Here is a 25,604-nt window from a genome sequence, read left to right on the forward strand (position 1 = left end):
TTCAGGTTAGTTGAGGCTCTTCAGCATCCTGGTGTTGCCGAGCGTGTTCGGCTTGACGTGCGCGAGATCGAGGAACTCCTCGACACCCGCGTCGCCGCTGCGCAGCAGCTGCGAGTACACGTCAGGGTCGACGACCTGTTCGCCGATGATCGAATAGCCGCGCCGGCCGAAGAAGTCGACTTCGAAGGTGAGGCAGAACAGTCKGCTGAGGCCGAGCTCGCGCGCCTGCTCTTCGAGCGCGCCGACGATGGCACCGCCCACGCCATGGTGCAGCCAGTCACCGCGGACCATGAGGGTGCGCACCTCGCCGAGGTCCTCCCAGAACACGTGAAGCGCGCCGCATCCGATCAGCTCGCCGTCGGCTTCGGCGACGACGAACTCCTGCACCGCGCCATAGAGCACTGCCAGGTCTTTGCCGAGCAGGATGCGCTGCTCGACCATCGGCTGCAGCAGGTTGCGGATGCCGATGATGTCAGCGCTGCGCGCCGGCCGGACGATGTACTCGCTCACACGTCAAGCCTAGAACCCGTCACCTCCCGAGACCCTGAGCGGACGCGGAATGCCGGAGTGCTGGACCACCCGGACACGCAGAAGGGGCGGATGGCGACCGCCAGGTCAGGGGTGCCGGAGATCGCTCCGCCGGTGTTCACGCCGACCGCGACCTTCTCGCCGCGGGGGCCGTGCTCGAAGAGGAACTCGCCGTCCTTCGAGTCGACCTTCACGTGGTCGCCCGGGTTGAGCTCGCCGTGCAGGATCTTCTCGGACAGACGGTCCTCGACCTCGTGCTGCATCGCGCGACGCAGGGGGCGGGCACCGAGTGCCGGGTCGAACCCGATCTCGATGAGACGCTCCTTGGCGGCCTGAGACAGCTCGATCGTCATGTCGCGGTCGAGCAGACGCTCGCCGAGGCGCTTGGTGAACAGATCGACGATCTGCACGAGCTCCTCCTTCGACAGCTGCGGGAACACGATGATGTCGTCGACGCGGTTGAGGAACTCGGGCTTGAAGTTGCGCTTGAGCTCTTCGTTGACCTTGCCCTTCATCCGCTCGTAGTTCGTCGAGTTGACGCCCTCGATCTGGAATCCGACCGGACCACCGGCGATGTCACGAGCACCGAGGTTGGTGGTCATGATGATGACGGTGTTCTTGAAGTCGATCACGCGGCCCTGACCATCGGTCAGCCGACCCTCTTCGAGGATCTGCAGCAGCGAGTTGAAGATGTCCGGGTGGGCCTTCTCGATCTCGTCGAACAGCACCACGCTGAACGGCTTGCGGCGCACCTTCTCGGTGAGCTGGCCGCCCTCTTCGAATCCGACGAATCCGGGAGGAGCACCGAACAGACGCGAGACGGTGTGCTTCTCACCGAACTCGCTCATGTCGAGCGAGATGAGAGCAGCTTCGTCGTCGAACAGGAACTCGGCGAGCGCCTTGGCCAGCTCGGTCTTTCCGACACCCGTGGGGCCGGCGAAGATGAACGAACCGGAGGGACGCTTCGGGTCCTTGAGGCCGGCACGCTGACGACGGATCGTCTTGGAGAGCGCCGCGATGGCCTCCTCCTGACCGATGACGCGCTGGTGCAGAGCCTTCTCCATGAAGACGAGTCGCGAGGACTCCTCTTCCGTCAGCTTGAAGACCGGGATGCCGGTGGCCTGTGCGAGCACCTCGGCGATCAGGCCCTCGTCGACGACCGCCTGGGTCGCGACGTCACCCGAACGCCACTGCTTCTCGAGGCGCAGGCGCTCGGCGAGGAGGCTCTTCTCCTCGTCGCGCAGCGATGCGGCCTTCTCGAAGTCCTGGTCCTCGGACGCGACTTCCTTCTGCTCGCGCACCTTGGCGATCTTCTCGTCGAACTCGCGCAGCTCGGGCGGGCTCGACAGGATGCTGAGGCGCAGGCGTGCACCGGCCTCGTCGATCAGGTCGATGGCCTTGTCGGGTAGGAACCGGTCGGAGACATAGCGGTCGGCGAGGTTCGATGCCGCGACGATCGCGCCGTCGGTGATCTGCACCTTGTGGTGCGCTTCGTACCGGTCGCGGAGTCCCTTGAGGATGTTGATCGTGTGAGGGAGGCTCGGCTCGTTCACCTGGATCGACTGGAAGCGACGCTCGAGAGCGGCATCCTTCTCGAAGTGCTTGCGGTACTCGTCGAGCGTGGTGGCACCGATGGTCTGGAGCTCTCCACGAGCGAGGAGGGGCTTCAGGATGCTGGCCGCGTCGATCGCGCCCTCGGCGGCACCCGCACCCACGAGGGTGTGGATCTCGTCGATGAAGACGATGATGTCGCCGCGCGTGCGGATCTCCTTGGTGACCTTCTTCAGGCGCTCCTCGAAGTCACCGCGGTAGCGGGAGCCGGCGATGAGAGAGCCGAGGTCGAGCGAGTAGAGCTGCTTGTCCTTCAGCGTCTCGGGCACATCGCCCTTGACGATCGCCTGGGCGAGGCCCTCGACGACGGCGGTCTTGCCGACGCCGGGCTCACCGATCAGCACGGGGTTGTTCTTGGAGCGGCGAGACAGGATCTGCATGACCCGCTCGATCTCCTTCTCGCGCCCGATGACCGGGTCGAGCTTGTTGTCGCGCGCGGCCTGCGTCAGGTTGCGACCGAACTGGTCGAGCACCTGCGAGCCGCCCTGGGCGCTCGGGGTGTCGTTCGACTGCGCGCCGACGGCTGCCGGCTCGCGTCCGGGAGCACCCGACAGGAGCTGGATGACCTGCTGGCGGACCTTGTTGAGGTCGGCGCCGAGCTTGACGAGCACCTGGGCTGCGACACCCTCGCCCTCGCGGATGAGGCCGAGCAGGATGTGCTCGGTTCCGATGTAGTTGTGGCCGAGCTGCAGAGCCTCACGGAGGCTGAGCTCGAGCACCTTCTTGGCGCGCGGCGTGAACGGGATGTGACCGGTGGGCTGCTGCTGGCCCTGACCGATGATGTCCTGCACTTGCTCGCGGACGGCGTCAAGGGAGATACCGAGGCTTTCGAGCGCCTTGGCTGCGACACCCTCACCCTCGTGGATGAGGCCGAGCAGGATGTGCTCAGTGCCGATGTAGTTGTGGTTGAGCATCTTCGCCTCTTCTTGGGCGAGGACGACCACTCGACGGGCTCGGTCCGTGAATCTCTCGAACATGCTGTGACTCCTTATTCGCACGGGGCGAAGCGCTGAGTCCTCGACGGGTCTCCGCGCCTGTACATCGAGAGTAACCACCGTGCGGATGCTGTATGCCCGTGTTCGCCGTCGGCATAGCGCCGTGACGGTCGGTGACGGCGCTCTCGTGCGGCCGGGGTTGACTCACTTATCGACAGTCGTTATGTTAACGATTATCGGTAATAACGACTCTCGATAAGGAGTGGATGATGACCTCGACGAAGAACCGGACGATCTCCCGAGGCGACCGCGGAGCCCTGGTCGGCTTCTGCATCTCGGGCGCGCTGATCGCCGCCTACATCACCGTCTTCTCGGTCATGCGGATCATCGAACTCGCCCGGGGCGTCGACGTGCCGGTGCTGATCGAGCTCATCGGCTCGCAGACGCCGGTCGACCTGCCGCTGAGCAACGGCACCAGCATCTCCGTCGGCGTCGACAGCGCTGTGATCACCGCGCCTCAGCTGCCGGCGATCGCCGCAGTGCCGGGCATCATCGGCCAAGTGGCGCAGATCCTCACGATCGTCATCGTGATCGGATGCCTGATCCTGCTGGCACGGAGCGTGCTGACCGACCGCGTGTTCAGCCGACGCAACACCGCTCTCGTCGCGACAGCCGGCATCGCCGGACTCGTCGGTTTCGCCACTGTGCGCTTCTTCGACAACATGCTCGCGAATGCCACGGTGGCACAGATCACCGACAACGGCATCGACAACGCCGTGATCAGCGTCGAACCGTTCACCTTCATCCTCGGGGCGTTCGTCATCGCCCTCATCTGCACGGTGTTCTCCATCGGCGACCGCCTGCAGCGCGACACGGACGGGCTCGTCTGATGAGCACCGTGACCGCGACACGTTCCCAGACCGCCGATGCGATCACCGTGATCCTCTTCGGCGCCGCCGCTCTGGTGGTGACCGCGATCAGCACCGTCCTGCGCGTGCTCGGAACCTTCCGAGACCAGGGCATCGCGTGGTCCATCCCCATCGACGAGCAGCCGATCGACGCGACCGTCGGCTCAGGAGCCGCGTCGGTCGAGGGGATCGCTCAGGAGGCGATGGTGTTCGCCACCGGAGTGGATGCCGCCGCGACCGCGGCGATCATCGGCTCGCTCGTGCTGTGGGCGCTCGCCCCGTTGATCGTCATCGTCGGCGTGATGCTCGTCGCCTGGAACTTCCTCCGCGGACGCTTCTTCGTGCGGAGCAACGCGCGGGCCTTCGACGCGATCGGCTGGACTCTCGTGCTCGCTCCGATGTTCATCGTGCTGCTCGAGAAGCTGGGGCTGAACGGGGTGTCCGCTGCGGTGGGCCTCGGCTCCGGCGAGCCCGTGCATCCGATCGAGTTCTGGTCGATCGTCCCGATCTTCGCGACCGGCGTCGCGGTGGGACTCATCGCGGCAGCGTTCCGGCAGGGCATCCGCCTGCAGCGCACGAACGCGGCCCTCGAGGACGAGACGAGGGGACTCGTATGACCCCGGCCGAGAACGACGACGAACTCACCGGCATCCACTGCCGCCTCGACGAGCTGCTCGCGGAGCGCGGCATGACTCTGACCGAGCTGAGCGCGCGCGTCGGCGTGAGCATCGTCAACCTGTCGGTGCTGAAGAACGACCGGGCGCGAGCGATCAGGTACTCGACGTTGCGGGCGATCTGCGACGCCCTCGGGTGCGAGGTCGGCGACCTGCTGGTGCTGGCGTAGGTCAGGCCTGCGGCGGCTGCGGGGCCTGCGGCGGTTGCGGCGGCTGCGCGACCGGCGCGAGAGGTTCGACGACCACGGCGGTGCCGTAGGCGCAGATCTCGGTGAAGTTCTGGATCGACCCGGCGTCGAAGCGCATCGCGACGATCGCGTTGCCACCGCGCTGCTGCGCCTCGGCCCACATGCGGCCCATCACGACCTGCCGCGCCTCGTACATCACTTGCGTGTATTCGGGGATCTCGCCGCCGCCGAGCGAGCGGAACCCGGCGGCGAAACCCTGCCCGAAGTCGGTCGATCGCACCGTCAGGCCCATGACCTCCCCCAGCACCTGGGTGATGCGGTAGCCGGGGATGTCGTTCGTGGTCACCATGAACATGAGGCCATCGTGGCAGAACACAGCCGACGCGACCAGGCGGCGAGGACAAGCAGTCGAGCGAAGAGGACAAGGCTCTGACCACGCAGATCCTGACCGACAACCTCGAGAAGTGCGCGGCCTGACCCGCCGGGTCGCCTGACGAAGGATGACGGATGCCGCGGCATCCGTCATCCTTCGTCATCTCAGCCTCGGAATTCACTCGCCCTCATAGCGTTGGGCGTTATAGCGCGCACACGGCGCGCACCGATTCTGGAGTCCCCAATCCAATGAGCACCACCGCCCGCCCCACGAAGGCGCCTGACACCCGCGGTCCCGTCCGGAAGCTGCTGACCTCGTTCGGCTTCCAGATCCTCGCGGCCCTCGTCCTCGGCATCGCCGCCGGCCTGATCGCCCGCCAGCTGGGCGCCACCGCCGACAGCCCGAACGGCCTCTCGGCCACCCTCGACACGATCGGCAGCTCGTACGTGACACTGCTGCGCGCCGCCGTCGTGCCGCTGATCTTCACCGCGATCGTCGCCAGCATCTCGAATCTGCGCCGAGTGCAGAACGCCGCGCGCCTCGCGGGCCAGACCCTGCTGTGGTTCGCGATCACCGCATTCATCGCCGTGATCATCGGAATCACGCTCGGCCTGGTCATCCAGCCGGGAAACCGCGCCGGTGAGGGCCTCGAGCCCGGCGACCCGTACACGGTCGGCACGTGGTGGAACTTCCTGCTGGGTCTGATCCCGCAGAACTTCCTCGGGCTCAGCGTCAGCACGAACCCGGGAGCCACCGACGGCACGTTCTCGTCGAGCGTGAACTTCAACATCCTGCAGGTCATCGTGATCGCGGTCGCCGTCGGCATCGCCGCTCTCAAGGCCGGCAAGAAGGCCGAGCCGTTCCTCGCGTTCACCGAGTCGCTTCTGAAGGTCATCCAGCGCGTGCTGTGGTGGATCATCCGCATCGCCCCGCTCGGCACGTTCGGCCTCATCGGCGCCGCGGTGGTCAAATACGGCTGGGAGAAGCTGGCGTCGCTCGGCTGGTTCGCGATCGCCGTCTACGTCGGCCTGGCTCTCGTGCTCTTCGTCGTCTACCCGATCCTGGTGAAGACGCACGGACTCTCGATCAAGCAGTACTTCTCGGGCGTCTGGCCCGCCGTGCAGCTGGCGTTCGTCAGCCGCTCGTCGATCGGCACCCTGCCCCTCACCGAGCGCGTGACCGAGCGCAACCTCGGCGTGCCCCGCTCGTACGCCTCGTTCGCCGTGCCGTTCGGTGCGACCACGAAGATGGACGGCTGCGCCGCGATCTACCCCGCCATCGCCGCGATCTTCGTCGCACAGTTCTTCGGCATCGAACTGAACCTCGTGCAGTACCTGCTGATCGTGCTCGTCTCGGTCGTCGGCTCCGCCGCCACCGCCGGCACCACCGGAGCGACCGTCATGCTCACGCTGACGCTGTCGACGCTGGGCCTGCCGCTCGAGGGCGTCGGACTGCTGCTCGCCATCGACCCGATCCTCGACATGGGCCGCACCGCGGTCAACGTCGCGGGCCAGGCGCTCGTGCCGACCATCGTCGCGAAGCGCGAGGGCATCCTCGACGAGGAGCTCTACAACGCACCGCGCGAGGGCCTGCCGTTCGCCGACGACTCGGCCGACGACGAGGCACCCGAGGCGGATGCCGCAGCATCCGAGAAGGAGCCGGCCGGCACCCGCTGACCCTTCGCCGCACCGACCGAGCGCCTCGCCCCACTCAGGGGCGGGGCGCTCGTCTGTCTCCCGCTATGCGCGACCCTGCAGACGCGTGGCGGCGCGGGTGTCGAGGGCGAGCTCCTCGGCATCCATCGCGGCCATCAGCTCGCGCATGACCTCCTCGTCGAGGTTGCCGGCGTCTCGCTCTGCGAGCAGGATGTCACGGCGCACCTGCAGCCACCCGCGGGTGAGCGCTGCGAGGTCTTCGTACGAGGGGCGGGTCACCGCCTCCTCGACCTCCTGCGCCTCGTCTGCGGCCTTCTCGACCCTGGTCATGCGCTTGGTGAAGGCATCGAAGACGCCGATGTCGACGCTGCCGTACTTGTCGACCCACTCGTCGCGCTTCTCGGCGAGGAAGGCTTTGCCCGCCTCGCGGCTCTTGGCCTTGACGTCGGCGATCGCGCGCTCGTCCTCTTCGTCGTCGACGTCGCTGGCGATGCCGAGACTGCGGATCAGCAGCGGCAGGGTCAGGCCCTGCAGCAGCAGCGTGCCGAGGGTCACGACGTAGGCGACGACGACGATCGCGTGCGACGGCTCGGTGTCGAGAGCAGCGAGATCGGCTGCGGCGAGCGCGGTCGCCAGCGTCACCACACCGCGCATGCCCGCCCACGAGATGACGGCGTTGTCCTTCCAGGTCAGCTGCAGTCCTGCCATGCGGTCGCGCAGGATCTTGGAGCGCAGCTCTTCTGCGCTGTACTGCTTCCAGCGTTTCGAGTCGCGGCGGCGCTCGTCGAAGGCTCCGGATTCGACCGTTCGATCCCAGCGTTCCAACCGTTTGCGGTCTTGGAAGTTCGCCCAGAGATTCGTCGGGTACACGTAGAGCGGCCGCACGAGCAGGACGACGAGCAGCACGACACCCGACAGCATCAGGATGCGACCGACCTCCTCGCCCCCGAGGTCGCTGAGCACGCGCGGGAACTGCAGGCCGATGTAGGCGAACACGAAGCTCTCGAGCAGCAGGTCGGCCGAGAGCCAGAGGGGCGCCTCCTGCTGACGGGTCGTGTAGTCGGTGCGAGGCGAGTTGTATCCGACATACAGGCCCATCGCGACGACCGCGAGCACGCCTGAGCCGAGCAGGTGCTCGGCGATCGCATATGCACCGAACGGGGCGAGCAGACCGAACGTGCCGATCACGACCGGGTCGCTGATGCGCATGCGCAGCTGGTGCAGCACGATGCCGAAGACGAGTCCGACCGCGACGCCGACGCCGACCGCGAGCAGGAACTGCCAGATGCCGTCCCAGACGGTCAGGGTCGCCCCGGCGATGATCGCCGCGAACACGCGATAGAGGGTCAGCGAGGTCGCATCGTTGATCAGGCTCTCTCCCGACAGCACCGTCATGATGCGGCGCGGAAGCCCGAGCTTACGGCCGATGGCCGCGGCCGAGACGGCATCGGGCGGTGCCACGATGGCGCCGAGCAGCAGCGCGCCCGGCAGGGTCAGCGACGGCAGGATCCACCACGCCACCAGCCCCACGGCGACAGCCGTGAGCAGCACGAGGGTGACGCCGAGGCGCCGGATCTGCGGGAGGCTGCGCTTGAAGCCCACGAACGACACGTCGAGCGCCGCCGAGTACAGCAGCGGCGGCAGCACGAGGTTCAGCAGCAGGTGCCCGTCGATCTCGACCTCGGGAACGAACGGCAGGAAGGATGCCGCGAGCGCGACCACCGTGACGAGCAGCGGAGCCGGCCATCCGCGCCATCGGGCGATCGCCGCCACGACCACAGCACCGACGAGCACGTAGAAGATCTCGGCATCCATGCCCCTAAAGTACTGCCCTGCCGCGCCGCCGCCGGGCGGTTCCGACGGGGTCGGGCGGTTCCGACGGGGTCGGGCGGTTCCGACGGGGTCAGGGACGATCGTCCGCGAGTTCGTCGCGGAGTCCCGCGTTCTCGTCCTCCAGATCGAGGACTCGTCGGATGCCGACGATGTTGATGCCCTCGACACGCAGGCCCGTCACCCGACGGATGCGGGCGAGATCGTCGTCGCTGTATCGGCGCGTGCCTCCGTCGCTGCGCGCAGGCGTGACCAGGCCCTTCGCCTCGAAGAGCCGCAGGCTCGCTTCGGGGACGCCGCTGAGCTGGGCGGCGACGGCGATGCCGTACACCGGCATGCTCGGATCACGCTCATCCATCGGCAGCTCCTTCTCGTGGCACTTGCATTCTATTCGATATTGTTCTATAACAAATCTATAGCAACAGATGCAGATAATCTGCATCCACAACGCCCACCCGGGCCACACGAAAGGAGACACTCATGGCCATGTCCTTCGATCCGTTCAGTCAGCTCGACCGCTTTGCTGCGAGCGTGCTGGACTCCGTCCGCGCACCGCGTCTCATGCCGGTGGACCTCTACCGCGACGGCGACAAGTACGTCCTGCACGCCGATCTTCCCGGCATCGATCCGGGGTCCATCGACGTCGACCTCGACGGCGGCCAGCTCACGATCCGCGCGCAGCGCACGGCCGACGGCCGCGAAGGCGTCCGCTGGCTCGCCCGCGAACGCGGAGCAGGCTCGTTCCTCCGTCAGTTCTCGCTCGGCGACGGAGTGGACCTCGACGCGATCAGCGCCTCGTACGAGAGCGGCGTGCTCTCGGTGATCATCCCCGTCAGCGAGAGGGCGAAGCCGCGCAAGATCGAGGTCGAATCGAGCGACAGCCGACAGTCGATCGCTGCCTGACAGCACGGGGGCCGGGGCGCACCCGGCCCCCGCTTCCTCCTCTGGAAAGGACGACCCATGCACGACTCCGCTGCACTCGATCGCTTCCTGCGCGGGATGGAGTACCCGGCGACGCGCGACGACCTGTTGCGCGAAGCAGCCCGTGACGGTCTCGGCTCCGACGATAGAGCGGTGCTCGCTCGGCTTCCCGAGCAGAGCTTCAGCGCGGCCTGGCACATCCGCTACCACCTCGCGCGCCACGCTCTGGCCGAGGAGTTCTCGCCGTCGGCATCCTCCGCCCTCGCCGCAGCGTGACGACCCACCGGCGACGATGGGGCGGGCGGGAATTCCCCGCCCGCCCCCGCCGTTGCATTCGGGGATGACTTCCACCGCGCTCTCCGTCCTCGACCTCGTCCCCGTTCGCACCGGCCAGACCAGTGCCGAGGCGATCTCCTCCTCCCTCGATCTCGCCGCGACCGCCGACCGCCTCGGCTATCGCCGCTACTGGTTCGCCGAGCACCACAACATGCCGGCCGTGGCGTCCACCACTCCCCCGGTGCTGATCGCCGCCGCCGCGATGCGCACGACGAAGATCCGTCTGGGATCCGGCGGCGTCATGCTGCCCAACCACGCCCCGCTCATCGTCGCCGAGCAGTTCGCCGCGCTCGAGGCGATCGCGCCAGGACGCATCGACCTCGGCCTCGGCCGCGCCCCCGGCAGCGACCCGGTCATCACTCAGCTGCTGCGCGGATCGGGCACGACGAGCGACGTCGAGCAGTTCCCCCGCAACGTGCAGGACATCGCTGCGCTCCTCTCGAGCGACGGCGCCACCGTGCGCTTCACGTCGGGTGGCGAGTACACGGTGCACGCGACGCCCGCCGCCGGCGGAAGCCCCGAGGTCTGGCTGCTCGGGTCGAGCGACTACTCGGCGCAGCTCGCCGCATCGCACGGGCTGCCCTATGTCTTCGCGAACCACTTCTCGGGCCAGGGTCTCGAACGAGCACTCGACCTCTACCGCACCGGCTACCAGCCGAGCGAAGAGCATCCCGAGCCCCGCACGTTCCTCACGGTCAACGTCGTCGCCTCGCCGACGCAGGAAGAGGCCGAGGCCCGTGCCCTGCCGCAGCTGCGCATGATGTCGCGCCTGCGGCTGAACAAGCCGCTCATCGCGCTCGAGACCGTCGAAGAGGCGCTCGCCGCCGAGTCGGATCCCGCGACCGACCAGGTCGTCGAAGCTGCCCGCTCGCGGTGGTTCGTCGGCACGGGAGAGTCCGTCGCCGAAGAGGTGCGTGCGTTCGCGACGAAGTACGGCGTCGACGAGGTCATGCTCTCGCCCGTCGCCGGGGCCTACGAGTCCGAGCCGCGCGACGCCGCCGCCGGCCGCGCGCAGACGCTCGAGCTCATCGCCGCCGCTCTGTAGTCGCGGTCCCCGGTCCCCCCGCCCGCGGGCGTGGATGGTCAAAAGCGCACGCCTGAGGGCCGCGTGGGATGAATTTTTGACCACGCTCCTCCGCTCCGATGCTTTTTCGACCATCCATCGGCGTACGGGCGACGTCGCTGACGCGACGACGACCTGAATCACTCCTCCACCACWGCGGCGGGTGAGACCGACTTATGCACAGCTCCCGGCCCGCAACGCGCACCTCTCCGAATGGCGCTTCCCGGACGCGGATGCTGGGGAGATGCGTCGTCGATCTGTGCTGCCGCCCACACTCGGAGCCACCTTCACCGTTCGAGCGGCAGCGGCAGCGGGGGTGGGACGCGGACGTGCGGCAGCCGCCGACCTGCACCGCCCCTTCCACGGTGTGCGATCGCTCACGCCTCAGACGACACCTCTGCACCGAGTGTTCGCGCTCGCCTCGCGACTGAGACCAGGACAGCTGATCGGGGGCGCGACCGCGATGCGCGTGTGGGGCTATCCCGTTCCGGGCTCGTGGAAGGTCGCCGACGACATCGACGTCGTCGTGGCGACGGATGCCGTCCGGCCGCGCACGCGGGGTGTGAGGAGTCGAAGGCTCGCAACCGGCAGAGCACAGCTGTGGTGGATCGGCCGCGTCCCCGTCGTCGATCCTCTGACCGCCCTCTTCCTCTGCGTCGCGTCGTTCACCGACGACGAGCTCGTGGTAGCCTCGACGCTCTCGTCACGACCGCAAACAACTACCCGGGGCTGCGCGCCGACCGACCCCTGCACACGGTCGAGGAGATCGATCAACGCCTGCGCCACTGGGGGCGCTTCGCCGGGTGCGCGCGCGTGCGAGCTGCGCTGCCCGCGGTGCGTGCGTCCGTCGAGTCCCCGAAGGAGACCGAGACGCGGCTGCTGCTCGTCGCGGCAGGCCTGCCCGAGCCCGTGGTCCAGCACGAGATCCGTCGCGACGGCGTGATCATCGCGAGAAGCGACCTCGCGTATCCCGAGCTCCGAATCGCCGTCGAATACGAGGGCGACGGACACCGAACCGACCGCGACCAGTGGCGCCGTGACATTCAGCGGCAGCGAGAACTCGAGGACATCGGCTGGATCGTCATCCGAGTGACGCAACTCGACCTCGACGACGGAGGACGGATGCTGCTCGACCGCATCCGCCGTGCGATCGCGTCGCGCTCCTGACACACCCCCCTGCCCCTGCGCCGCGCCTGCGCCTGCCCACCGCTCTCCCTACGTGCGCACGACCGCCCGCACGACCGACGCGCTGAGTGGTCAATAACGCATCCCCACCGGCCCGTAGCCGTGCCTTTTCGACCACCCACCGACTGAACGCTGCGCTTTTGACCACGCGCCGCCGCACCGGCGCCCGCGCACCCTCCGACAGGGGCTGGTATTCCGGTGCGCCGGGGCGTACCCTCACCAGCAACGGAAGGGGTTCGATGATGAGCACGACCAAGACTCTGGCCCTCTGGGTGGCGTACGGCACGAACGGAGTCGTCGGCAGCATCCGACACGATGACGGGGGATACACCGTCGTCATGGCCGGAGCGGATGCCGCGACGGGCACGTATCCGACCCTGGAATCGGCCAAGGGTGCGCTGCATTCGCACATGCTGCCGGGCAGCGGCTGGCCGATGTTCCGCGAGCACTGACTCGAGAGCGCTGACACGAGAACGGGGAAACAAGGGGAAGAGGGGCGACGCGGTCGCGGGGACACCCCCGCGACCGTCGTACGCTGACTGCATGCACCACGCCACCTCCCTCGCTCCTCGTGCCATGCTGACGGTCGAGGAGCAGCAGGCGAAGGTGTCGGCCGCCGCCCGGCCGCTCCGCGCAGAGGCGGTGCCGATCGCACTGGCAGCCGGTCGCACCCTCGCGGACGACGTGCGCGCCCGGGTCGATGTGCCGCTGTTCGACAACTCCGCGATGGACGGATATGCCGTCATCTTCGCCGACGTCGAGGCAGCGACGGCCGAGCACCCTGCCGAACTACGCGTCATCGCCGACCTGCCGGCGGGGTCGTGCGAGGAGCCCGAGCTGCGTCCAGGGCTGGCCGCTCGGATCATGACCGGCGCTCGCGTGCCCCGCACGGCGACCGTCGTCGTGCCCTTCGAGCACACCCGTGACGGGCTGCAGGCCTGGGACGCCCCGGCCATCGTGACCACGGCTCCTGCCCGCGAGGGCGCTCACATCCGCCGCCGCGGAGAGGAACTGCGCGCCGGCGAGGTCGTCGCGCCGGCGGGCACCGTGCTCGGGCCGCTGCAGCTGACGGCCATCGCGGCCACGGGCATCGACACCGTGCAGGTGCGTCGCCGCCCCCGAGTCGCCGTGATCTCGACGGGCACCGAGCTCGCCGCGCCCGGCGCAGACCTCGCCCGAGGGCAGATCCCCGAGTCGAACTCGGTGCTGCTCGCGTCGATGTGCGCCGAGGCGGGCGCCGACGTCATCTCTGTCGACACGGTGACCGACGAAGATGTCGCCTTCACAGCCCTCGTCGACCGTGCGCTGCACTCCGGCCGCGTCGATGTCGTGGTCACCTCGGGCGGCGTCAGCGCCGGCGCCCACGAGGTCGTCAAGAACGTGCTGCGCGATCGTATCGAGTTCGTCGCGGTCGCCATGCAGCCCGGCAGACCGCAGGCCTTCGGACGAATAGACGACGCGCTGATCTTCGGCCTGCCGGGCAACCCCGCCAGCGTCGCCGCCTCGTTCGAGGCGTTCGTGCGCCCGGCACTGCTCGCTCTCCAGGGGCGTGAGCCGCTGCAGCGCCCGATGATCCGTCTCACGACCACCGCCGGGTGGCGCAGCCCGGCAGGACGACAGCAGTATGTGCCGGTCACTCTCGACCGGTCCGACCCCGCCGCCTGGGCGGTGCACCCGGCAGCCGTCGATGGGTCGTCCGGCGCGCACCTCGCCGCAGGACTCGCCAGAGCGGATGCCTACGCCGTCGTGCCCGCCGAGGTATCGGCGGTGGCCGCCGGCGACCACGTCGACGTGATGCTGCTCTCGTGACCGCGGCAAGCGCCGCCGACGCGAGCGCCGCCGACACGAGCGGCGCAACCGCGGCGATCGTCCTTGCGGGCGGGCGGGCGTCTCGACTCGACGGTGCCGCCAAGCCGCTGCTCGACGTCGGCGGTCGCACGCTGCTCGATCGGGCGGTCGCGGCCGTCGCAGGCTGCGACCCGATCATCGTCGTCGGTCCGCCCGCGCCCGTGCAGGGCGAGGTCGTCTGGACTCGCGAGACCCCCGAGTTCGGCGGCCCGGTCGCCGGCATCGCGGCCGGACTCGCACGCACCGAGAGCGCTGACGTGTTCGTGCTGGCGGCCGACCTGCCGAACGCCGAAGAGGCGGTCGCGCTGCTGCGTCGGCATCCGCCCCTCGCCGGCGGCGAAGACGGCGTCTGCCTGGCCGACGACTCCGGGCGGATGCAGTGGCTGATCGGGCTCTATCGCACCGACGCGCTGCGCCGAGCTGTCGCCACCCTCCCCGACGGCGGCCGAGACGCATCCATCCGTTCACTGCTCGCGGGCCTCACCATCCGCGCTCTGCCGGCGGGAGCCCTGGCGGCCGACGTCGACACGTGGGACGATCTCGAACGAGCCCGCGCCACGGTGCAGGCACCCACCCGCAACGGCACAGACGCCGACCACGACAACGGCACAGACGCCCTGCGTGGCAGCGCACCGAACGAGGAGACGACATGACCGACCAGCCGCAGCATCTTCCGGTCGAGGCCCTCGACGACTGGACCTCCGCCGCCTGCGCCGCCCTCGGGATCGACCGCGCGTCCGTCGAAATCGGCCTGCTCCTCGATCTCGCCCGCGACGTCGCGCACGGCGTCGCGCGCCCCGCCGCCCCGCTCAGTGCCTATCTCGCCGGCCTCGCCGCAGGTCGCGCGGGCGGCAGCCGCGAGGACACGGCCGCGGCGGTCGCCACGATCACCGCGCTGGCGGCATCCTGGCGCGCCGACGACCACGATTCCTGAAGTTCTCTCATCGCCGACCTCCCCGATGTGATCGAGAAGTAATCACACCGAAACGGCATGCGCGCGGCCCTGCAACATCCGCCGCCTACGTTCAGAGCATTCACCCTCTCGAACGCCAGGAGCCGCGATGTCACAGACCACCGGAACACGCAGCGTCGATGCCCCCGCCGTCACGCTCACCCATCGACCCGGTCGCTGGATCGACGGGTGGAACCCCGAGGATCCGACGTTCTGGGCCGGCGAAGGCAAGGCGATCGCCCGCCGCAACCTGGGCTGGTCGATCTTCGCCGAGTTCCTCGGGTTCATCATCTGGCAGCTCTGGAGCATCGTCGTCGTGCTGCTCCCGGCCGCCGGCTTCACGCTCAGCACCACCGAGTCGTTCTGGCTGATCTCGCTGCCGAGCCTCGTCGGCGCGACCCTGCGATTCCCTTACACGTTCCTCGTCGCCCGCTTCGGCGGACGCAACTGGACGATGGTCTCGGCCCTCCTGCTGCTGATCCCGGCTGTCCTGCTCGGCATCGTCGTGCAAGACCCCGAGACCCCGTTCGGCGTGCTGCTCGCCGTGGCCGCCCTCGCCGGCTTCGGCGGCGGCAACTTCGCCAGCTCGATGGCGAACATCACCTACTTCTTCCCGCAGAAGGAGAAAGGCTGGGCGCTCGGCCTCAACGCCGCCGGCGGCAACCTCGGCACGTCCGTGGCGCAGCTCGCGGTGCCGATCGTCGTCTCGATGACCGCCGCCTTCACGTTCAACCTCTCGCTCGCCGGGTGGATGTGGGTGCCGCTGATCCTCGTAGCCGTCTGGGGCGCCTGGCGCCACATGGACAACCTCTCGTCCGCCAAGGCCGACTTCGCCGGAGCCGCCGCCGCCCTGCGCGAACCGCACCTGTGGGTGCTCTCGCTGCTCTACATCGGCACGTTCGGATCGTTCATCGGCTTCGCCAGCGTCTTCCCGAAGCTCATCGCCGACACCTTCCCCGAGTTCTCGACCTTCCAGATCGGCAGCGCCTCGATCACACTGGCGTTCCTCGGCGCGCTGGTCGGTTCGCTCGCCCGCCCTTACGGCGGAAAGCTCGCCGACCGCTTCGGCGGTGCGCCGATGACGATCGCCGCCTTCTCGCTCATGATCGTCGGAGCCATCTCGCTGCTCGTCACCCTCGAAGCGAACAGCTTCGCGCTCTTCCTCGGATGCTTCCTGCTGCTGTTCGTCGCCGCGGGCGTCGGCAACGGCGCGACCTACCGGATGATCCCCAACGTCTTCGCCGCGCGAGGAGCCGCGACCGCGGGTGATGCACTCGCGGTCAGCACCCAGCGCAAGGGTGCGGCTGCCCTGGGCCTGATCTCGGCGATCGGCGCCTATGGCGGATTCGTGATCCCCCAGGTGCTCGCCGCGGCCAAGAGCGGCACAGGGTCGTACGCACCGGCGTTCGGCGGTTTCGTCGCCGGCTACGTCGCGCTGCTCCTGATCACGATCTTCGTCTACCTGATCCCCCGGGCCTCCCTCGCCGGACACCGGATCTGATCATGACCGAGCGCATCGTCGTCATCGGCGCGGGGCCCGTCGGCATCCGCTTCGCCGAGGAGCTCCTGCCCCTCGTCTCCGAGGGCCGGGCGACGGTGACCGTGCTGGGTGCGGAGACGGCGAATCCCTATAACAGGGTGCTCCTCGCGGAGCTCGCGGTCGGCGAGGCCTCGGCCGACGAACTCACCCTGGCCACCGCAGCGGGCCTTCCGGGGATCGATCTGCGTCTCGGGGCGCGAGCGCTGCGCATCGACCGCGGGGCGCAGCTCGTCGAGCTCGCCGACGGCTCGGACGTCGGCTATGACCGGCTGGTGCTCGCGACCGGCGCGCGATCGATCGTCCCGACACTCGACGGACTCGACACGCTGGGGCCGGACGGCACGGGCCTCGACACCCGCCTCACCGCGGGCGTCTGCGTGCTGCGCGACCTGGCGGATGCCGAGCAGGTGCGGGCCGTGGTCGAGCGCGGCGGCCGGGTGGTGGTGCTCGGGGCCGGCGTGCTCGGAATCGAGCTCGCGATGCTGCTCGCCGATGCGGGCGCCGTGCCCTCGGTCGCCCACTTCGGTCCGATGCCGATGCCGCGTCAGCTCGACCGCGGATCGGCGAGCATCCTCTCGACCGCCCTCGCCTCCGCCGGCGTCACGCTCGTGCCGCACACGCGCGCCGAGGGCGTCATCGGCGTCGAGGGCGACGACGGCATCCGCCGGTTCCGCGCGCTGGCGAGCTCCGACGGCAAGCGCATCGAAGGAGACCTGCTCGTGCTGTCGTGCGGGGTCAGGGCGCGCACCGAGCTCGCCGAGGCGGCAGGACTGCGCGTCGGCAACGGCGTGCTCGTCGACCGCTCGCTGCGATCGTGGTCGGATCCCCGCATCCATGCGATCGGCGACTGCGCTCACCTCGCCGACCCCGCCGAGCACCTGCACGAGCGCCAGGTGCCCGGCGGACCGCACGGCCTCATCGGCCCTGGGTGGCGGCAGGCGAGCTGGCTGGCCGCGACCATCGCCGCCGAGCTGGACGGCATCGGCGACGCCGCCGAGTTCACGGACGAGCATCCGGGGGTCGTCGTGCTGAAGGGCGAGCTGGTCGACATCGCCTCGGCAGGCGACGTCTCGGCCGACCCGTTCGCGCCGGTCCCTGCGGGCGAGGATGCGCCGGGCATCGCGGTGTGGGCCGACCCCGAGCACGGCACCTACGTCAAGATGGCGACGCGCGACGGCATCCTCACCGGTTTCGTGGCGGTCGGGATGCCGCGGGCCGCCGCGGAACTGAGCGTGCTGTATCTGCGCGGCGGCGAGCTGCCCGCAGACCGATCGCTGCTGCTGCGCCTCGACGATCCCGATGCCGACGTGGTGGCGCCTGCCGGTCGTGACGCGACGCTCTGCATCTGCAACGCCGTCACCGTCGGGCAGATCGAGGATGCGATCGATGACGGCTGCAGCTCGGTCGCCGCGATCGGGGACTGCACGCGCGCCGGCACCGGATGCGGCGGATGCCGAGCCAGGATCACCGAACTGCTGCACGACCGCGCGGAGGCCGTCGCATGACCGACACCCACTGCCCCTACTGCGCGCTGCAGTGCGCGATGACGCTGACTCCCACCGCGGGAGAAGCCCTGCCGGTGACCGTCGCGGGCCGCGACTTCCCGACCAACCGCGGCGGTCTGTGCAAGAAGGGATGGACGTCGGCGGAGCTGCTCGCCGACACCGGGCGCCTCACCACTCCCCTGGTGCGGGGCGACGACGGCGAGCTGCATCCGGCGGAGTGGGACTCCACCCTCGACCTGATCGCCGCTCAGCTGGAGCGGATCGCCGCGGAGGACGGCCACGATGCGATCGGCGTCTTCGGCGGCGGCGGCCTCACGAACGAGAAGGCCTACCAGCTCGGCAAGTTCGCCCGCATCGCGCTGCGCACCTCGCGCATCGACTACAACGGCCGCTTCTGCATGTCGTCCGCCGCGGCCGCCGCCAACCGCGCCTTCGGGATCGACCGGGGTCTGCCCTTCCCGCTGACCGACCTCGACACCGCCGAGACGGTTCTCCTGCTCGGCTCGAACGTCGGCGACACCATGCCGCCGTTCGTGTCGCACCTGCAGGGCGCCAGGGCACGGGGCGGCCTCATCGTCGTCGACCCTCGCCGCAGCTCGACGGCCCGGCTGTGCGCCGACGGGGCCGGCATCCATCTGCAGCCGGTGCCGGGCACCGATCTCGCTCTGCTGCTGGCATTGACCCACGTCGTGATCGCCGAAGAGCTGTACGACTCGGGCTACGTGCGGCAGCGCACCTCGGGCATCGATGCGCTCCGGCAGTCGGTGTCGGCGTGGTGGCCCGAGCGCGCCGAGACCGTCACAGGGGTGCCCGCGCGCAGCATCCGGGATCTCGCCCGCCGGCTGGCCGAACCCGGCTCGACGTACATCCTCACCGGCCGCGGGGTCGAACAGCACGTCGACGGCACCGACACCGCGACCGCTGCCATCAACCTGGCGCTGCTGCTCGGACTGCCGGGCACTCCGGGGTGCGGCTACGGCACCCTCACCGGCCAGGGCAACGGGCAGGGCGGACGCGAGCACGGGCAGAAGGCCGACCAGCTGCCCGGGTATCAGTCGATCACGGACCCGGTGGCGCGCGCGTCCGTCGCGGCGGTGTGGGGTGTCGACCCCGACGATCTCCCCGGCGCCGGTGTGCCGGCCGTCGAGCTGCTGCAGACCGCCGGCCTGCCAGGCGGCGTGCGCGCCCTGCTCGTGCACGGCTCCAACGTCTTCGTGTCCGCACCCGACGTCTCGACGGTGCGAGAGGCCCTCGGCCGGCTCGACCTGCTCGTCGTCGCCGACTTCTTCCTCTCCGAGACCGCGAAGGCCGCCGACATCGTGCTGCCCGTGCTGCAGTGGGCCGAGGAGGAGGGCACCATGACCAACCTCGAGGGCCGGGTGCTGCGTCGCCGACGGGCCGTCGACGCCCCCGCCGGAGCCCGCAGCGAGCTGTGGATCATGGCCGAGCTCGCCCGCCGCCTCGACGCCCCCGGCGTCTGGAGCCTCGACCCCTCCGAGGTGTTCGACGAGCTCGCCCGCGCATCGGCCGGCGGCCGCGCCGACTACTCGGGGCTCAGTCACGCCCTGCTCGACCTGGGCATCGAGGCGCACTGGCCGTTCCCGATCGGCAGCCTCGGCACGCCCCGTCTGTTCGCCGACCGGTTCGCGCACGCCGACGGGCGCGCGAAGCTCGTGGCGGTGCGGGCGCGGGCGCAGCAGACGCCGAGCGCCGACCGGCTCACACTGATCACCGGGCGACTGCTCGAGCAGTATCAGAGCGGTACGCAGACCCGCCGCGTCTCCGAGCTGACCGAAAAGCGGCCTTCCCTCGTCGCCCAGCTGCACCCCGCCACGGCGCGTCGCCACGGGATCGGCGAGGGCGACGGCATCCGCCTCTCGAACTCCCGCGGCACGGTGCAGGCGCGGGCCGAGCTGACGCACGACATCAGGCCAGACACGGTGTTCCTGCCGTTCCACTACCCCGACGGCGAGAGCGCGAATCTGCTCACCGACGACCGGGTCGATCCGCACTCGGCGATGCCCGAGTTCAAGAGGGCGCTCGTGCAGCTCAGCGCGGTCTGACCCGGGGTCGGTCTCAGTCCTCGGGTTCGCCCGAGAGGATGCCGCGCAGCCAGTCGCGTGCCTCGACGAAGATGTCGTCGGAGTAGCGCTCGGGGTACTGCACGATCTGCCGGTCGGCCCGCGGGTACGACCCGAGGAACACCACCCGGGGGCTGAAACGACGGATGCCGAGCAGAGCATCGGCCATGCGCTCGTGCTCGATGTGGCCGTCGGCGTCGATCACGAACCGGTAGCGGCCGAGCTCGTCGCCGATCGGACGCGACTGGATCAGTGAGAGGTTGATGCCACGGGTCGAGAACTGCTCGAGCATCTCGAGGAGCGAACCCGGGTGGTCGTTCGGCAGTTCGACGATCAGCGAGGTCTTGTCGGCGCCGGTGGGAGCCGGTGCCGTGGTGGTGCGGGTGACGAGCACGAAGCGGGTGACGGCCTGCGCGTTGTCACCGATGTCCTCGGCCAGCACGTCGACGTCGAGGTGCTTCACGACGCCGGGAGCGGCGATGGCCGCCTGCGCGGGAAGACCGCCGTCGAGCATGCCGATCGCCGACGCCACGTTGCTCGCCGCCGGGACGTGCGAGTGCGTCGGAAGGTGCTCGCCGAGCCAGCCATGGCACTGCGCATAGGCGACGGGGTGCGCGGCGATCACCTGCACATCGGCGAGCGTGGTGCCGCGCGGAGCCACGAGCACGAAGTTCACCGGCACCAGGTACTCGCCGACGATCCGCAGGCCGGGCAGCGTGGCCAGAGCATCCTGCGTGGTCGAGACGCCGCCCTCGATCGAGTTCTCGATCGCGATCATGGCGGCATCGCTACGACCCTCGAGCACGTCGGCGAGCGCCTCGCCGACGTTGTGCACGGCACGCCAGTCCTGGCCTCGCGCTTCGGCGACCTGCTCGAGCGCCGCTTCGGTGAATGTTCCGGCGGGGCCGAGATAGCTGTAGGTGCGGCGTTCAGTCACGCGTTTCACCTTAGGGCACGGGTAGGGGCCCAGAAGATGCGCGGATGCCGAGATGGGGGCAGACTGTCTGCATGACGAGCCGTGCCGGCCTACCAGCCGAAGAATCCGATCTGATCGATGTCGACGAGCTGATCGCCGCTTACTACGATCGCGTCCCCGACCCCGGCGTCGCCGCCGAGCGGGTCGCGTTCGGGACGAGCGGTCATCGCGGGTCTTCGCTCACCAAGAGCTTCAACGAGAACCACATCCTGGCCACCACCCAGGCGATCGTCGACTACCGCGCGGCGGAGGGCATCACCGGCCCGTTGTTCCTCGGTCGTGACACGCACGCCCTGTCGCTGCCGGCCGAGCGCAGCGCCATCGAGGTGCTGGTCGCGAACGGCGTCGACGTCCGAGTCGACTCCCGCGACGCGTGGGTGCCGACCCCGGCGCTCAGCCACGCGATCCTCACCTTCAACCGCGACCTCGCGCCGGATGCCGCCGGCCGCGCCGACGGCATCGTCGTCACCCCGTCGCACAACCCGCCGAGGGACGGCGGGTTCAAGTACAACCCGCCGCACGGCGGACCGGCAGACACCGACGCGACCGGCTGGATCGCCGACCGCGCCAACGAGCTGATCACCGGCGGTCTGGTCGACGTCAAGCGCGAGCGGTTCGCCGATATCGACTGGGACGCGCTTCCCGGATATGACTTCCGCGACGCCTATGTGCGCGATCTGGCCACCATCATCGACATCGACGCGATCCGCACCGCCGGGGTGCGCATCGGAGCCGACCCCCTCGGCGGAGCCTCGGTCGAATACTGGGCGCTCATCAAGGAGGTCTACGACCTCGACCTGACCGTCGTGAACCCCGAAGTCGACCCGACCTGGCGCTTCATGACGCTCGACTGGGACGAGAAGATCCGCATGGATCCGTCATCCCCGTCGGCGATGGCCTCGCTGGTCGCCAAGAAGGCCGACTACGACGTGCTCACCGGCAACGACGCGGATGCCGACCGCCACGGCATCGTCACCCCCGACGCCGGGCTGATGAACCCCAACCACTACCTCGCGGTCGCGATCGACTACCTGTTCTCGCACCGCGCCGAGTGGCCGCGCGACGCCGCGATCGGCAAGACCCTCGTGTCGTCGATGATCATCGACCGCGTCGCCGAGTCGCTCGGACGCCGCCTGCTCGAGGTGCCCGTCGGCTTCAAGTGGTTCGTGCCCGGGCTCCTGGACGGATCCGTGGCCTTCGGCGGCGAGGAGTCGGCCGGAGCATCGTTCCTCCGCAAGGACGGCACGGTGTGGTCGACCGACAAGGACGGCATCCTGCTGTGCCTGCTGGCGGCCGAGATCATCGCCGTGACGGGCAAGACCCCGTCGGAGCGGTACGCCGAGCTGGAGCAGGCCTTCGGTTCGTCGGCCTATCAGCGGGTCGACGCCCCGGCGACGCCGGCGCAGAAGGCGACGCTCGGCAAGCTGGCGCCGGATGCCGTCTCGGCGACGACCCTGGCGGGCGAGGAGATCACTTCCAAGCTGTCGCACGCACCGGGCAACGGCGCCGCGATCGGCGGCCTCAAGGTGCAGACCGAGCACGCGTGGTTCGCCGCGCGCCCGTCCGGCACCGAAGACGTCTACAAGCTGTACGCCGAGAGCCTGCGCGGCCCCGAGCACCTCGCCGAGGTGCAGGCCGAGGCCCGCGCCGTGGTGTCGGCCGCCCTCGGCGACTGACCCGGCGTACCGCTTCCGTCCGTCTTCTGCCCCCGCACGCCGCCCGTGCGGGGGCAGAAGTGCATCCGGGGTCAGCGCACGCCGGGGTCGCGCATGCCGGAGTCGAGAGCATCCGGGATCGGGAGCGCCTGGGCTCAGCGATGCGAAAGCGACCCCACCTGGCGGACGCCATGCGCAGGCCGGGTCGAAACAGCCACCCAACGCGGGTGCGGGGTCGAAGACACATCCGACGCAGCGACTTCGGATGCGTTTTCGACCACCACAGACCGTGACTGCGCGCCACCGGGGGTTGCACAGACGTGCGTGGTCGAAAAACCACCGGAAACGGCCGCCTGGGATGCATTTTCGACCACCGCAGACCGTGACTGCGCGCCATTGCGGGTTGCACAGACGTGCGTGGTCGAAGAACCACCGGAAACGGCCGCCTGGGATGCTCTTTCGACCACCGCAGACCGCGACTGCGCGCCACCGGGGGTTGCACGGACGTGCGTGGTCGAAGAACCACCGGAAACGGCCGCCTGGGATGCTCTTTCGACCACCGCAGTCGAGCGCGATCGGATGCTGCGCGGGGGCAGCCCGAAGAGCAGAGGCGGCAGCAGCGGCCGGTCAGACCGAACTGGCGAGCAGCGCGCCGGCCTCGCGCAACCAGCGCGCAGGCTCCGCGAGAGCGGCATCCGACGATCCGGCGATGTCGGTGAGAGACGCGGATGCCGCGAACAGCGACACATCGGAGTCGGAGGTGATGCGCCCGGCCGCGAGCAGCGCGACGGCCCCGGCCGATGCCGCGAGGCCGGCGATGAACGAAGGCACCTTGCCGTCGCCGGACTGACCGTCGTACGAGCCCTCCCCCGTGATGACGATGTCGGCGTCGGAGATCGCGTCCGCGAGTCCGATCAGCTCCGCCACTTCGGCGGCTCCGGGAGCGAGTGCCGCTCCCCAGACAACGAGCGCACCACCCGTGCCGCCGGCGGCTCCGGTGCCGGGCAGAGCGGCATCGAGGCCGAGCAGGTCGGCGAGTCGGGCGAGCCCGGCATCCACGTCTGAGAGCTCGGAGGCGTCGAGACCCTTCTGCGGTCCGAACACGGCGGCGGCACCCCGAGGGCCGACGAGCGGGTTGGTGACGTCGGTGAGCACGCGCACCTGAGGCGCGGTGCGCAGGGCGCTCAGGTCGACGGATGCGATGTCTGCGAGGCCGCGCGCACCGTGGACGACGGACTCACCGGAGGCGTCGAGGAATCGGGCACCGAGTGCGGACAGCATCCCGGTACCGCCGTCTGTCGACGCACTCGATCCGATGCCGACCACCAGTCGTGTGACGCCGTGGTCGAGGGCCGCGGCGATAGCCTGACCGAAGCCGGTGGTGTCGGCGTCCCACGGGCGCAGGTCGTCGAGAAGTTCGATGCCCGAGGTCGAGGCGAGGTCGATGACGCCGGTGCCGCCAGCAGACCCGGCGGATGCGGGCAGCAGCAGCCAGCTGGTCTTCAGCGGCACGCCAGCGGGCCCGTCGACGACGACCGGCATGCGTCGCGCCCCCGGCACGGCCGCGGCGAATGCGGCGACGGTGCCCTCGCCGCCGTCTGCCATCGGCCGGTGCACGAACGTCGCGGAAGGATCGACCGACGCCCAGCCCGCGGCGAGGGATGCCGCCGCATCCGCCGCGGTGATCGTGCCCTTGAAGCTGTCTGGCGCCAGCACGACGCGGGTCATCAGGTGATACCGGGGGTGCTCGACCGCACGATGACCTCGAGCGGCAGCGCCGCCTGCTGCCAGTCGGCGTCGACCGTCGCTCGGAAGGCCTGGTAGCCGACCTCGCTCAGCGGCACCCGCACGGTCGTGAGCGCCGGCGTGACATCGCTCGACGACGGCACATCGTCGAAACCGCAGACGGCGATGTCGGAGCCGATCTCACGACCCGCGTCGCGGATCGCCGACATCGCACCGATCGCGACGACATCGCTCATGCCGAACACGAGAGTGCCCGGCTCGACGCCATCGGCGAGCGCCGCCGACATCGCCTGCACACCGGATTCGCGACGGAAGTCGCCACGGATCAGCCGATCGATCGTGCCGCCGCCTGATTCGAAGCCGGCGCGGAATCCGGCGAGACGCTCGTCTGAGGTCAGGACCCCCTCGGCCGCGCCGATCGCGATGGCCGAGCGGTAGCCGAGCGACGCCATACGGYGGCCCAGCGCCTCCGCACCGGCGCGGTTGTCGATCTCGACGTGGCGGTTCTCTGCACTGCCGGCCCCGAAGGTGACCACCTGCCCGCCGAACCGGGCGTACTCCGCGAGCTCGCGCGAGGTGTCGGAGTCGGTCGGCTCGTTCGTGCGTGAGGCGGCGAGGATCAGGCCCTGGGGTCGCTGTCCGCGCAGCGCGCGCACGATGCGCGCCTCGCGGGCCGGGTCGCGCTCGGTGATCGCGATGGTGACGACGAGACCGTGCTCGTCGGCTCCGCGAGCGACGCCCGCGGCGATGAGTCCGAAGTACGGGTCGGCGATGTCGGCGACGAGCAACGCGATCACGGGCGAGCTGCCGCGGGCCGTGGCCTGAGCAGACGCGTTCGCCGTGTAGCCGAGCTCGGCCGCCGCCTGCTCGACGCGCTCACGGAAGGACTCGGCGACCTTGCGCTCGGATCCGTTCAGAACGCGGGATGCCGTGGCGAGGGAGACCCCGGCCTCTCGGGCCACGTCGTGCAGGGTCGGGGCTGCGCCTCGGGAGTGCCGCGGCTGACGCACCCGGGAAGGGCTTTCCTGCTGACTCATGCCCCGAGCATACTGTGCGATGCGGGCGGCGCCGAGGAACGGTGGGCGGCGGCATCC

Annotated in this window: 23 protein-coding genes and 1 pseudogene; 16 read left to right on the top strand and 8 right to left on the bottom strand. The window is 69.6% G+C overall.

What is annotated here, in order from left to right; all coding sequences use genetic code 11:
• Window positions 1–6: 6 nt before the first annotated feature.
• Together AC04ME_RS15205 and AC04ME_RS15210 are read right to left on the bottom strand one after the other, a co-directional pair.
• Window positions 7–510, bottom strand: coding sequence for an amino-acid N-acetyltransferase (locus AC04ME_RS15205; RefSeq protein ID WP_042539928.1), 504 nt, complete (start codon window positions 508–510; stop codon window positions 7–9).
• 98 nt (window positions 511–608) lie between these two features.
• A pseudogene (locus tag AC04ME_RS15210) lies at window positions 609–3,116 on the bottom strand (ATP-dependent Clp protease ATP-binding subunit); the annotation flags it as partial.
• Between the two features lie 227 nt (window positions 3,117–3,343).
• On the opposite strand from AC04ME_RS15210, the gene AC04ME_RS15215 reads away from it, so the two are divergent.
• From AC04ME_RS15215 to AC04ME_RS15225, 3 genes are read left to right on the top strand one after another with little or no spacing between them, the layout of a single operon-like run.
• The gene (locus AC04ME_RS15215) at window positions 3,344–3,964 is read left to right on the top strand and encodes a DUF2975 domain-containing protein (RefSeq protein ID WP_052492921.1); all 621 of its coding nucleotides are present in this window, start codon (window positions 3,344–3,346) and stop codon (window positions 3,962–3,964) included.
• On the top strand, window positions 3,964–4,599 hold the full coding sequence (locus tag AC04ME_RS15220; protein WP_042539922.1) for a hypothetical protein: 636 nt from the start codon (window positions 3,964–3,966) through the stop codon (window positions 4,597–4,599). Before AC04ME_RS15215 ends, AC04ME_RS15220 begins: the two co-directional genes overlap by 1 nt.
• Entirely contained in the window at window positions 4,596–4,826 is a 231-nt protein-coding gene (locus tag AC04ME_RS15225) for a helix-turn-helix domain-containing protein (RefSeq protein WP_042539919.1), read from the top strand. Before AC04ME_RS15220 ends, AC04ME_RS15225 begins: the two co-directional genes overlap by 4 nt.
• 1 nt (window position 4,827) lies before the next feature.
• On the opposite strand, the gene AC04ME_RS15230 is transcribed toward AC04ME_RS15225, so the two are convergent.
• Complete coding sequence (locus AC04ME_RS15230) at window positions 4,828–5,199, bottom strand: YbjQ family protein (RefSeq protein WP_042539917.1); 372 nt, start codon at window positions 5,197–5,199, stop codon at window positions 4,828–4,830.
• A 266-nt stretch (window positions 5,200–5,465) separates the two neighbouring features.
• Between AC04ME_RS15230 and AC04ME_RS15235 the strand changes: the two genes are divergently transcribed.
• Window positions 5,466–6,893 (top strand): dicarboxylate/amino acid:cation symporter, encoded by a 1,428-nt coding sequence (locus AC04ME_RS15235; protein ID WP_042539915.1) that lies wholly within the window; start codon window positions 5,466–5,468, stop codon window positions 6,891–6,893.
• A gap of 63 nt (window positions 6,894–6,956) precedes the next feature.
• Here the strand turns inward: AC04ME_RS15235 and AC04ME_RS15240 are convergent, their stop codons facing one another.
• Window positions 6,957–8,687 carry a cation:proton antiporter domain-containing protein gene (locus AC04ME_RS15240; protein ID WP_475435822.1) on the bottom strand — a complete coding sequence of 577 codons (1,731 nt, stop codon included), beginning with the start codon at window positions 8,685–8,687 and terminating at the stop codon, window positions 6,957–6,959.
• A gap of 88 nt (window positions 8,688–8,775) precedes the next feature.
• Complete coding sequence (locus tag AC04ME_RS15245; protein WP_042539911.1) at window positions 8,776–9,060, bottom strand: MerR family transcriptional regulator; 285 nt, start codon at window positions 9,058–9,060, stop codon at window positions 8,776–8,778.
• A gap of 122 nt (window positions 9,061–9,182) precedes the next feature.
• On the opposite strand from AC04ME_RS15245, the gene AC04ME_RS15250 reads away from it, so the two are divergent.
• The 11 genes from AC04ME_RS15250 (at window position 9,183) to AC04ME_RS15300 (ending at window position 20,115) form a co-directional block, all read left to right on the top strand.
• On the top strand, window positions 9,183–9,605 hold the full coding sequence (locus AC04ME_RS15250; RefSeq protein WP_042539909.1) for an Hsp20/alpha crystallin family protein: 423 nt from the start codon (window positions 9,183–9,185) through the stop codon (window positions 9,603–9,605).
• A 57-nt stretch (window positions 9,606–9,662) separates the two neighbouring features.
• A complete protein-coding gene (locus AC04ME_RS15255) occupies window positions 9,663–9,899 on the top strand; it encodes a DUF2795 domain-containing protein (RefSeq protein ID WP_042539907.1) in 237 nt (78 codons plus the stop codon).
• Window positions 9,900–9,963: 64 nt separating this feature from the next.
• Complete coding sequence (locus AC04ME_RS15260) at window positions 9,964–11,004, top strand: LLM class flavin-dependent oxidoreductase (protein ID WP_056374223.1); 1,041 nt, start codon at window positions 9,964–9,966, stop codon at window positions 11,002–11,004.
• Between the two features lie 831 nt (window positions 11,005–11,835).
• Window positions 11,836–12,189 carry a DUF559 domain-containing protein gene (locus AC04ME_RS15265; RefSeq protein WP_311877991.1) on the top strand — a complete coding sequence of 118 codons (354 nt, stop codon included), beginning with the start codon at window positions 11,836–11,838 and terminating at the stop codon, window positions 12,187–12,189.
• 260 nt (window positions 12,190–12,449) lie between these two features.
• Window positions 12,450–12,659, top strand: coding sequence for a methyltransferase (locus AC04ME_RS15270; protein WP_042540132.1), 210 nt, complete (start codon window positions 12,450–12,452; stop codon window positions 12,657–12,659).
• 91 nt (window positions 12,660–12,750) lie between these two features.
• Complete coding sequence (locus AC04ME_RS15275; protein ID WP_475435826.1) at window positions 12,751–14,016, top strand: molybdopterin molybdotransferase MoeA; 1,266 nt, start codon at window positions 12,751–12,753, stop codon at window positions 14,014–14,016.
• Window positions 14,013–14,708 (top strand): molybdenum cofactor guanylyltransferase, encoded by a 696-nt coding sequence (mobA, locus tag AC04ME_RS15280; protein ID WP_475435827.1) that lies wholly within the window; start codon window positions 14,013–14,015, stop codon window positions 14,706–14,708. The genes AC04ME_RS15275 and mobA overlap by 4 nt, the downstream gene beginning before the upstream one ends.
• Window positions 14,705–14,989 carry a DUF6457 domain-containing protein gene (locus tag AC04ME_RS15285; RefSeq protein ID WP_200933737.1) on the top strand — a complete coding sequence of 95 codons (285 nt, stop codon included), beginning with the start codon at window positions 14,705–14,707 and terminating at the stop codon, window positions 14,987–14,989. Before mobA ends, AC04ME_RS15285 begins: the two co-directional genes overlap by 4 nt.
• Before the next feature lie 127 nt (window positions 14,990–15,116).
• Entirely contained in the window at window positions 15,117–16,508 is a 1,392-nt protein-coding gene (locus tag AC04ME_RS15290) for an MFS transporter (RefSeq protein WP_475435829.1), read from the top strand.
• Window positions 16,509–16,510: 2 nt separating this feature from the next.
• Entirely contained in the window at window positions 16,511–18,052 is a 1,542-nt protein-coding gene (locus tag AC04ME_RS15295) for an FAD-dependent oxidoreductase (RefSeq protein WP_475435831.1), read from the top strand.
• Complete coding sequence (locus AC04ME_RS15300; RefSeq protein ID WP_475435832.1) at window positions 18,049–20,115, top strand: molybdopterin oxidoreductase family protein; 2,067 nt, start codon at window positions 18,049–18,051, stop codon at window positions 20,113–20,115. Before AC04ME_RS15295 ends, AC04ME_RS15300 begins: the two co-directional genes overlap by 4 nt.
• A gap of 13 nt (window positions 20,116–20,128) precedes the next feature.
• Here the strand turns inward: AC04ME_RS15300 and pheA are convergent, their stop codons facing one another.
• Window positions 20,129–21,079 (bottom strand): prephenate dehydratase, encoded by a 951-nt coding sequence (pheA, locus tag AC04ME_RS15305; protein WP_042541487.1) that lies wholly within the window; start codon window positions 21,077–21,079, stop codon window positions 20,129–20,131.
• A gap of 62 nt (window positions 21,080–21,141) precedes the next feature.
• Here pheA and pgm point away from each other — a divergent pair, with 62 nt between their 5' ends.
• Window positions 21,142–22,785, top strand: coding sequence for a phosphoglucomutase (alpha-D-glucose-1,6-bisphosphate-dependent) (pgm, locus tag AC04ME_RS15310; RefSeq protein WP_475435834.1), 1,644 nt, complete (start codon window positions 21,142–21,144; stop codon window positions 22,783–22,785).
• Window positions 22,786–23,391: 606 nt separating this feature from the next.
• Here pgm and AC04ME_RS15315 read toward each other — a convergent pair.
• Both AC04ME_RS15315 and AC04ME_RS15320 read right to left on the bottom strand, forming a co-directional pair.
• Window positions 23,392–24,492 carry a glycerate kinase gene (locus AC04ME_RS15315; RefSeq protein ID WP_475435836.1) on the bottom strand — a complete coding sequence of 367 codons (1,101 nt, stop codon included), beginning with the start codon at window positions 24,490–24,492 and terminating at the stop codon, window positions 23,392–23,394.
• Entirely contained in the window at window positions 24,492–25,547 is a 1,056-nt protein-coding gene (locus AC04ME_RS15320) for a LacI family DNA-binding transcriptional regulator (protein ID WP_475435838.1), read from the bottom strand. The genes AC04ME_RS15315 and AC04ME_RS15320 overlap by 1 nt, the downstream gene beginning before the upstream one ends.
• Between the last annotated feature and the right edge of the window lie 57 nt (window positions 25,548–25,604).

The organism is Microbacterium sp. LjRoot205 (assembly GCF_056175745.1).